The 10,601-nt window shown below is 38.1% G+C and carries 5 protein-coding genes; 1 reads left to right on the forward strand and 4 read right to left on the reverse strand.

Annotated features, from left to right (window positions below; genetic code table 11):
* Positions 1–6: 6 nt before the first annotated feature.
* Positions 7–729, reverse strand: a complete 723-nt coding sequence (locus tag N7931_RS15870) for a SapC family protein (protein WP_262795332.1) — start codon at positions 727–729, stop codon at positions 7–9.
* A gap of 91 nt (positions 730–820) precedes the next feature.
* A complete protein-coding gene (locus N7931_RS15875; protein WP_262795333.1) occupies positions 821–3,841 on the reverse strand; it encodes a TonB-dependent receptor in 3,021 nt (1,006 codons plus the stop codon).
* A 504-nt stretch (positions 3,842–4,345) separates the two neighbouring features.
* Between N7931_RS15875 and N7931_RS15880 the strand changes: the two genes are divergently transcribed.
* Positions 4,346–6,925, forward strand: coding sequence for a glycoside hydrolase family 3 protein (locus N7931_RS15880; protein ID WP_262795334.1), 2,580 nt, complete (start codon positions 4,346–4,348; stop codon positions 6,923–6,925).
* A gap of 174 nt (positions 6,926–7,099) precedes the next feature.
* Here the strand turns inward: N7931_RS15880 and N7931_RS15885 are convergent, their stop codons facing one another.
* Together N7931_RS15885 and N7931_RS15890 are read right to left on the reverse strand one after the other, a co-directional pair.
* Positions 7,100–8,263, reverse strand: coding sequence for a DUF1624 domain-containing protein (locus N7931_RS15885; protein WP_262795335.1), 1,164 nt, complete (start codon positions 8,261–8,263; stop codon positions 7,100–7,102).
* The gene (locus N7931_RS15890; RefSeq protein ID WP_262795336.1) at positions 8,253–10,334 is read right to left on the reverse strand and encodes a TonB-dependent siderophore receptor; all 2,082 of its coding nucleotides are present in this window, start codon (positions 10,332–10,334) and stop codon (positions 8,253–8,255) included. Before N7931_RS15890 ends, N7931_RS15885 begins: the two co-directional genes overlap by 11 nt.
* Between the last annotated feature and the right edge of the window lie 267 nt (positions 10,335–10,601).

The following is a 10,601-nucleotide window of genomic DNA, read 5'->3' on the forward strand; positions in this document are numbered from 1 at the left end:
TAAAGCTTAGCTGATTTTGTGATTTTTATAATCAATTAGCCTTTGAATATTATTTAACGAGTTTGCGATTAAATAAGCGCCTTCTAATAAACCTTGGCTATTGAGCTGGTAAAGTGCATCTGGGCTTAAGTGAGATAGCTTGTCTCGGTTAATGGTATAAAAATGATTAATTTTATAAGTATCACCATTGTTTAAGCTGATTTCTAATGTAAGCGGCTCAATTAATTCAAATTCTTGGTATACGGGGTACATAAATTTAGCTTGCTCTACACCTTGTAAAATCGCATTTAAAATATGATTGATGTGCTCTAAATATTCACTATTGCCGCCAAATTCTTTAAAAATTCGCTGACCGGTTTGCTGATTAACCGACTTATCACTGCTATTTATCATGACAACCGGATTCGGTTTTTGAGATGGATCATTAGGATTGTTTTGCAAGCCGATAGAAAAAGGCCCTTTGGCTATTGAAGCCGGAATGTATCTGGCGTCCCATTGATGATGATTTAAATATAAGTTTTCGCCGTTCTCTAATCCTAATAAAACCACAGCCTGATAAGTATTTGCTTGAGGGTTAAATTGCAACAAAATTGGATATTCACGTTGTAATTCTGCAAATTCGGTTGGGAAAGCCAGAATACAGTTTTCAGTGTGTTGTTGTAAATAAATGCTTTGATCGACCCGTAAATCAGCATGGTTAATATTATTTAATAATTCTGCTTTACCCATGATTGCTCCTTTATATGTTGAGTAAAAAGCCGCCTGTTGGCGGCTTTTATCCAGTTTTTAATGCTGTTTTATACAACAAACAGCTTATTTATCAGAAAGTATAGCGTGCACCAACCTGATAACGAGGGCCTAAATCAAGCAAGTATTCAATTTGTGATTTTGAGCGGCCATGATCGCGTCTGTCTTCGCCGGTAATATTTAAACCTTCAGCAAAAACAGTAAAGTGATCATTAATATCGTAACTTACATTAACATCGATTTGTGAATAGGCTTCAACATAAACAGGGTTTCTTGAGCTACCTTGGCTAGAACTACGTAAGTATTCATCTCGCCAGTTATAAGCTATACGTGCTTGCAGCCCATCTTTGTCGTAAATTGCAACTAAGTTGGCGGTATCACTTAACCCTAATAACGCAAACTGCGAGACACTTGGATCTGCATAATCATCAAATTTTACATCACCCCTAACAATGGTGTAGTTAGCTTGTACACCAAAACCCGAATCGCCAAAGAAATGAGTTGAAGCGATTTCTAAACCGTGAATTTTTGCACTACGGTTATTAATTGGACGACTTACTCTAAATACATTAAGAGGACTGTTGGCATCTGGTATAACGTCATAAGCGGTTGCTACTTCTTGAGCTTGAGTTAGAGTTCCGTCATAATCTGCTGCCCCTCCAGGGAATGCCCCCGGATTTTGCAAAATCGCAAGCATAGTAAATAATGAAGTATCATCAATCGAATACCCATTATCAGCTAACGCTTGTGCGGCAGCTTCAACTGATGGACCACTGGAAGCATCTGGAATATCAAATAAGGTTTGATCAACTTGTTCTGTACCTATAAAGTTGCTAACCCGTTTTTCCCACAAGCCAATAGATGCATAGCTATCATCAGAGTAATACCATTCTAAAGACATATCAAAATTATCTGATTCTAATGGTAATAATGCTGGGTTGCCTGCATCTGCAGTTGGAATTGCACCGTTATAAGTAGAGCCGCCACCCGCACTATATGTGCCAATTGCAGAACTTAAGTCTGAGAATTTAGCTCGGGCTATTGTTTTACTGTAAGATACACGACCTTTGATATCGTCAGTAAAGGCAATATCAAAATCAAAACTCGGCAAGAAGTTATCATAGTCGGCTTTTAAGCCAAAAATTTCTGGCTCATTGTCACCATATTCAATTAAGAAATCGTTATTATCCTGCCAGGTTAAATAAGCTGGAATTGTGATTAACGCTGATGAGTTAACTTCGGTTGTTTCATAACGCATACCTAATACTAAATTAGTATCTAAACCGGCGAGTGTGCCCATTAAATTAACTTGAGCGTAAGCCGCTTGGATTTTTTCAGATATTGTATTATTAGCTGAGAAGGTTGGGTTATAGCATACACAATAACCATTTTCTTCAGTGCCGTAAGTATCAACCAATGAAGCAGCTATGTCTTCAGCATTACCTCTAAATCCGCCCTGGAAGGAGCCAGAAGCATCATAATCATCAAAATCTGCTAAATTAAAATCTTCAAATAATTCAGCCGGAATATCACCTACGTTGGCAATTGCCCAGTCACCCATCGCCATATAGCGGTCAGATTGTTTGGCATTCATTTGCATTTCACGACTTTCAATACCAAAGTCAAACGAACCTTCATCAAATTCATAACTACCATCAAATTTGAACTGATCTATATCCATGGTTTGATCTGCATAAAATACACGGACAACTTGAGAACCTATGTCTCCTGCATCATGAATTCCATTATTATTACCGCGATCACTATCATCTAAAGTCATGCCAAATAAAGGTAAATCACCGCTGTAATCAATCCAGTGAGACATTTGAGTCGGTGCACCAATACTGGCAGCTATTTCACCACTTTTTCCTGGGCCAGTTGGTAAACTATCCATAGATGATGAATGATAGTCCAGCTTCACATGTAAATTATCTGTTACTTGTAAATCTAAATTGAATCCTAATGATTTTAGCGTATTGGTTTGTTGACGTAACTGTTGTTCATAACCCTGATCGCGAGGACCACTAACTTCTTCAATATATAAAGGCGAAGCTAGTCTAGGGTTTGTATCAAATACCACCTTAGTGATAGAAGAACTATTGGCAAGCCAACTGGTTGATTCACCCCGTCGCTCTAAAATTTCATTTTCTGCAAAAGTATAATCTAACGTGGCAACAATATGTTCTGTCGGCGCCCATTGCATAGTTAATTGAGCATTGGTTCGCTCACGTTGTATATCTGAAAAGGTATAGCGGACATCATTCGGGCGAGAATATAAAGTACCATCTTCAGGCGCATTCTCGATGACGGCATTATCTGCAAATGAATAAAGCTCGTCTTGCCCCCAAATTCCTTGATTCCAAGTATTTACAGCAATACCTTGTGTGCCAGAATCGCGCTTTTGATAACTACTAGTTAAGCTAATACCAAACTCAGAGTTATCGTCTGTCCAACTTAATAATCCTGATAATTCTGGGGTGATATCATCACCGGTCCGGTTAGTCGTATCATGCATGGCTTTCGCACCAACAGATGCTCTGAAACCTGGGTTCTGCAATGGTTTTGCTGTTTCTATATTGATGGTTGCGCCAATCCCGCCGCTTGCAATACTTGCGCGTCCGGTTTTATAAACTTGTACCCCATTTACACTTTCAGATGCTAGACTGGCAAAATCAAACGCTCGGGTAGAACCGCCAAATGTCCCCCCTGCACCAGAGCCACCACCATACACGCCCCCAGCGGGCATGGTGCGACCATTTAATGTGATCATATTATATTCAGCGCCAAAACCACGCACTGTTACTTTCGAGCCTTCTCCATTTTCTCGGCTGATCGAAACACCTGTTATACGTTGCAGTGATTCAGCTAAGTTTGTATCTGGGAATTTACCCATATCTTCTGCTGAAATTGCGTCTACAACCCCGACAGCATCACGTTTGATTGATTGAGCGGCTACTATACTTCCTCTAATCCCTTTGACTTGAATGACTTCTGTGTCATCTGCATCAGCCGCAATACTTGTTGTAGTACAAAGTGCCGCTGCAATACCTAAAGCCAGCGATGACTTGGTAAAATTTCCTTTGTTAGCTTTCATTATTCGCCTCTATATTTGAGTGATTATTGTTAATTAATCTTATCTCCAGCTTATGGTCTTATAGTAAGTTTCATATAGACCATAAGTTTATGGTATACACTTTTTCAATCGTTTTATATAGTACATTTAACGATTTTTTAATGTAAACGATTTCAAATATAAATCATTTTTTACAATTTTCAAACTAAAATAGCTAAAAAATAATCAATTTGTTTGTTTTTTAACTAGGGCTTTATTTGTATTATTTTAAGTGTATGTTTTTAAAGTTCTTTTTATGTAATTTAGTTATGGTAAGAGTGGTTAAAGCACGATCAATTATTTTATCTATACGAAATCACCTCTAAAAAATTTAACTTTTATTCTTGTTTATTAACAAATATGTTAAAACTTAAAACAATAAAATGAAATGTTATTATATTTTTTAGTTTTAATAGAAAACGTTTACTGATATTTTATTATGTATGAAAAATAGAAATTATCGTTATCGCTGACAAGGCTTTCATTATGTTAAATCAATCATTCAAGTTATCGGTATTATCATTGCCGATTGTTTTAGCGGCATGCTCTGAGCAAACTCATCAACCACAGATCCCGGATGTAACAAAAGTGACTAAACAAAACTCTCAAACCCAAGCACAGGCTGAAACCATTCATTGGCCTAACGCAAATACCAGACTTAAACGTGATCCGGCTGTAGAACAAAAAGTAGCTGAGATTTTAGCCAACATGACACTTGAGCAAAAAGTAGCGCAAATGGTTCAACCAGAAATTGGCTACTTAACGGTTGAGCAAATGCGTAAATATGGGTTTGGCTCGTATTTAAACGGCGGTAATACGGCGCCGTATGGTAATAAAACGGCGACCCCGCAAGAGTGGCTTAAATACGCTGATGAAATGTATGAAGCGTCAATTGATGATTCGCTTGATGGGGTAAAAATCCCGACGATTTGGGGAACAGATGCAATGCATGGGCATAGTAATGTATCTGGTACGACTTTGTTTCCTCATAATATAGGCCTCGGCGCAATGAATAACCCAGAACTCATTCGCAAAATTGGTGAAGCGACGGCTAAAGAAGTTGCGATTACCGGTATTGAATGGAGCTTTGCACCAACGGTTGCGGTTGTTCAGGATGACAGATGGGGTAGAACTTATGAAAGTTATTCTGAAAACCCTGAAATAGTTGCTGCATACGCTAAAGAAATGGTGGCAGGTTTGCAGGGCGAAATAGGTAAAAACTTTTTAACCGGTTATCACCGAATTGCCACAGCAAAACACTTTGTTGGTGATGGCGGCACGGTAAATGGCATTGATCGTGGTGATACTTTAGCTTCTGAACAAGAAATGCGAGATATTCATGCTGCTGGTTATTTCACCGCAATTGAAGCGGGTGTTCAGTCTGTTATGGCATCATTTAATTCATGGAAAGGCGAGCGTTTACATGGTCATAAATATTTATTGACTGACGTATTAAAAGGGCAAATGGGGTTTGATGGCTTTGTTGTGTCTGACTGGAATGGGCATAAATTTGTTGATGGTTGTGATTTAGAGCAATGTGCAAATGCGATTAATGCCGGTATTGATGTGATTATGGTACCTGAGCATTTTGAAGCTTTTTATCATAATACTATCGCACAAGTGAAAAGCGGCGAAATACCTATGTCAAGGATTGATGATGCTGTGACTCGCTTTTTAAGAGCAAAAGTGCGTTGGGGTTTATTTGAACGCGGCAAACCGTCGGAGCGGGAAATGTCGAATGATTTAACTCAGTTTGGCGCTACAGCGCATCGTGAAATTGCTCGTCAGGCGGTACGTGAATCTTTGGTTTTACTTAAAAATAATCAACAATTATTACCACTTAACCCTAAAGCAAATATTTTAATTGCGGGTGATGCGGCTGACAGCATGGCAAAACAAGCGGGTGGTTGGAGTGTATCGTGGCAAGGTACGGATAATACCAATGCTGATTTCCCGGGGGCAACCACTATTTATCAAGGGTTAAAAACGGCAATTGAAACCGCAGGTGGCTCGGTTCAATATAGTGTTGATGGTGAATATTCAAGCAAGCCGGATGTTGCTATTGTGGTGATAGGTGAAGATCCTTATGCTGAGTGGTTTGGTGATATTCAATATATTGAATATCAAAAAGAAGAAAAAACCGATTTAGCTTTGCTTAAAAAGTTAAAAGCGCAGGGCATTCCTGTTGTTACCGTATTTATTAGCGGTCGCCCATTATGGGTTAATAAAGAAATTAATGCATCGGATGCTTTTGTTGCAGCTTGGTTACCCGGCTCGGAAGGTCAGGGGGTTGCAGATGTATTGTTAACACAGACCAATGGACAAGTTAATTTTGATTTTAAAGGTAAATTATCATTCTCGTGGCCTAAATATGATACTCAAGTCGTGCTTAATTCACGTGATGAAAATTACGATCCACTCTTTGCGTATGGATTTGGTTTAACTTATCAGGATAAAGTTGAACTGGCAGAGTTAGATGAAACGGTTAGGGTAAAAGAGCAAAAAGCAACTGATGTGGGTTATGCCTTATTTTATCGTCAATTAGGTCAAGGTTTAAATTGGTCTTTGGGTGATAAAAACGACTGGAGTTTAATTATTGAAGGTCCGTCTGGCACAACTAAAAACAGTGAAAACTTAACCATTCAAGCTATTAATCTTGCGTATCAGGAAGATGCCCGTAAGTTTGTTTGGTCAGGTCAAAGTGAGGCTGCTGCTCAGTTAATTTATTCTAAACCAAAAAATATGGCAGAGATTGTTAACCAGCAAAGTGTGGTTAATTTTGAGTTAAGGGTCGATACTTTACCGACAGAAAAAGTGAGTTTAGCGCTATTTTGTACTCAGAACTGCCAGCCGCAGGTGGATATTACTGACTTATTAAAGCAGCAAACAACAGGCGAATGGATCAAAGTATCGGTTGATGTTAGTTGTTTGGCGGATAAAGCAGAGTTACAAGCTGTGACTATTCCGTGGCAAATTAAAACTACTGGCCAGTTAGGTTTAGCGGTATCTAACTTAGCGATTCAAAATAAAGACGATGATCAGGTTTCGTTAAGCCTTTGCCAATAATAATGGTTTCACTCGTTATGGTTTAAACGGGTAAATATAAACGGATAAATAAAAGAGCAAATAAAAAGCCAGCTTAAAATTTAAGCTGGCTTTTTTGTTAGGTTTGAGTCGGGAGCGACAGGTACTTACCGTATTTATATTGATTTAGTTCTAGCTCTATCTGCTTAATAGCTATCACAAATATTTCAGCCAAACATACTGATGTTTGCGTTTATATTGGCTAAACCAAGCAACCGGTTTATAAAGTGCTGCGATTAATAACAAGGTGATTAGCCAGATCCAACTAATATGGTTGACGCCAAAATAAATGCCTTGATTATTGCCCCATATTAATTGGCCAAGCATATATAAGATAAGTAAAACATATAGATGCAGAATATAAACAAACATGGGTACTGACCCAAAAGTTTGAATAAAACGGTGCCAATTTGCCGGAAAACGCTCAAATAAATACAAACCTGCAAACATCATACTGCCGGTAATTAATAAAAAATTGAGTGAGGGTGGATACTTAGTTAGGTTAAATATATCCATTAGAGTTTGATAACAATGAGCTTGAATTTGCCAGTCAAGCGTTTCACCATAAAGGTTAAACCCGCGTAAAACTGCAAACGTGGATAAACAAAACAGTGCCAGTTTAAGCAAGTTCTTTTGTCTTAAAGCTGCTGTTTGCTGATATAAAGGCCCAGCCAAATAGCCTAAAATAATTACGCCAATCCACGGCAGTACCGGATAGCTGACTTTTACATTAACGACAGAATTAGTTATTAAATAACCTCTGTCGTGTAAAATGGTCCATAAACTGTAACCAATCTCTTCGGGATTAAAATGAATCTGTGTTAGCAGGTTATGCCCAAAAACGATAGCTAGCCCAATCATTAATAATAAATATTTAGGCAGTTTAATCAGCACTGCCAGCGCGATCATACTTAATCCAATCGCCCAGATCACTTGTAAATAAAGGGTGCTGAGTGTGCCTAGCCACGAAAAACAAATAAGTGTTATTTCTAATACAATTAAAAATATTCCGCGTTTAAATAAAAAAGCAGATGCATCTCTGGGTTTGCCTTGCCTTGGCTGACTATATAAATACGCGGATAATCCGGTTAAAAAGATAAAAGTGGGTGCGCAAAGATGAGCTGCAAACCGACTCCAGAATAAGGCCGGATCTGTGGTGGTTAAATCCATTGGATCACTGACTTGATGATGCAGAAAAAAGCGCTCACGGACATGATCTAAAATCATGATCAGGATCACCAGACCACGCATTATGTCTATACTGTGGATCCGCTTTTTTATCTCAATGGATTGGCTATGCTGCAAAATATCAGAATTCATAACTTAACGCTGCTTTAACCATTCTAGGTGCACCCGGATAAGCCCATAATGCATTGTAACTGCTTTCAATATAGCGTTCGTTAAATAGATTATTAATGGTGATCGATACTCTGGTTTGCCCGGTTAAATTTAAATGAGCAAACACATTCACAACTTGATAATCCGGTAATCTAAAGCTTAAATCGGCAGCATCCCCTAATCTTTCATCTATATATTCGTAGCGGGCACCAAAATTGGCTGATTTGTGAAATAACTCAGCAGTTTGGTTAATTAATAGACTTATTTTTTGTTCAGGCACATTCACCAGCGGACTGCCTTTAGGAATAGGCGTATTCCAGTCTGGATTATTTACATCATTGCTGGTTTTGGCATCTATGTAAGCATAAGATAATTTAACTTGCGTATTTTCAAACAAATAAGTATCAATATCTAACTCTAGCCCTTGGCTATTCGCTTTGCCAAGCGGAGACAAAAAGCCGATATTAGCAGGATCAGCGACAAGAATATTATCTTTACTGGCCTCAAATATTGCAGCGCTTAGATTAAATGCTGCATTTGAATATTTAACACCAAATTCTAATGAGTCGCTGTGTTCAAAGCCAAAAGGATTACCTTGGGCATCCGTGCTTGATAAAGGCACAAACCCTTCGGAATAGCTTGAATACAAAGTCATTTGGGGCGTTAGGTTATAAACCAAACCTAATCTTGGGCTAAGTTGTTGCTCGGTATCAACAGAGCTTACCTGAGCCACTTTTTCTTGAATCGTTTGCTCAATTTCATCAAACCTTAAGCCCAGTAATACTTTGAATTTATGAGTAATATCAATTTGATCCTGCACATATAAACCATACGCTTGCTGATTTTCTATATTATGGTTTAACAGGGAAACCTCTGGCCCAGCTTGTTGAACAGCATTATCAAAAATATTAATGCTGTAGCTGCCTTTGCCACCGCGAAAACGAGACAATGCCGTGTTTAAATCATAATCGTAACTGTCTAAACCAATTAACAAATGATGTATCCAATCGCCTGTTATTAAATGGCCGCTGAGTTCAACGCGAGCCGATAAATCTTCGGCGCTGTAATTTCTGTATCTGTGTTGGCGAGTTAAAGTTTCTCCGTCATCAAATACTGACTGTCGGCTGGTTGCTAATTCCGCGTCGGATGAAAATCCTTTTAAGGTTGAGGTGCGATAATTTAAGCCGGTTAATAATGACCAGCTTGAATTTAACTCTAAATGATAAGTGAGTTGATGCCCTAACGAGTGAACATTCATGGGTTTATCATTTGGGTTACCCAAAAAACGATCTGCCGGTAGAGTATTAAAATCATTATTTAAAACAATAATACCACGATCAAAATGTTGTTTTAAATCAACATATTCAAACTCATAAGTCAGACTAGAATCTTGGTTAATTTGATAATACAAAGAAGGAGTGAATACTTGTTTTTGTAAGGTTACTTGATCGCGAAAACTGTCGCTATCTTGCCATGCACCATTAATTCTGACCGCAAGTTTATCCGTTAACCCGTTGGTGTAATCTGCGGAAATTCGCTGATGATTGTAATCGCCAATTTCCAAATTAATTTGTCCGGCTTCGATAAATTGGGGTTTTTTAGTCACAATATTAATTGTGCCGCCCGGCTCTGAACGGCCGTATAAAGCAGAGCCAGGACCTTTTAATACCTCAACATATTCAATATTGGAAACATCTCTTGGGCCACTGAACCCACGGCCGCCACTAAAGCCGTTAATTAAATAGCCAGACGGCATGTTTTCATTACCGGAAAATCCACGAATTGAAAAGCTGTCCCATAATGCTCCGCTGTTATTTTTGCGTGAAATACTGGCCGATAAATCTAATGTATCCTGAAAATCAGTTAAGCCTAAATCCACTAATAAACTTTTGTCTATTGTACTAATTGACTGAGGTAAATCTTTGTTGGCAATATCACCACGATAAGCTTGTTTATGGATAATTTTAATTTGTTCTATGTCAGCGTTAGTATCAGCGTAAACACAAGCACTGGCTAAGGTGCTTAGATAAAAAAGAGGAATGATATTTTTCATTTTAAATTAACTTGGATTCTAATTATGTTATATCATAACATAAAGTTATAAAGTAACAATTTTTTTATCGGTTTTAATTAGGCTAATTAGGTGATTTAGCTCTATTATGCAGTTGAAGTTAAAAGCCGAGAATAGTTAGGTTTTAATTTATTGATTTAAATAACCTGAGCTACACATAAGAAAATTTGCCCAACGGGCTATTTTTCCGCCTCTCATCGTTATTTTTCTGACTAATAGCTCGCTATTAGGTACAGAAAAATGCCTTGA

This window comes from Catenovulum sp. 2E275 (genome assembly GCF_025515275.1).
Classification (GTDB): domain Bacteria; phylum Pseudomonadota; class Gammaproteobacteria; order Enterobacterales; family Alteromonadaceae; genus Catenovulum.

Coding starts and splice junctions, on each gene's coding strand:
- N7931_RS15870 (WP_262795332.1), bottom strand. CDS start 729: ATGGGTAAAGCAGAATTATTAAATAATATTAACCATGCTGATTTACGG.
- N7931_RS15875 (WP_262795333.1), bottom strand. CDS start 3,841: ATGAAAGCTAACAAAGGAAATTTTACCAAGTCATCGCTGGCTTTAGGT.
- N7931_RS15880 (WP_262795334.1), top strand. CDS start 4,346: ATGTTAAATCAATCATTCAAGTTATCGGTATTATCATTGCCGATTGTT.
- N7931_RS15890 (WP_262795336.1), bottom strand. CDS start 10,334: ATGAAAAATATCATTCCTCTTTTTTATCTAAGCACCTTAGCCAGTGCT.
- N7931_RS15885 (WP_262795335.1), bottom strand. CDS start 8,263: ATGAATTCTGATATTTTGCAGCATAGCCAATCCATTGAGATAAAAAAG.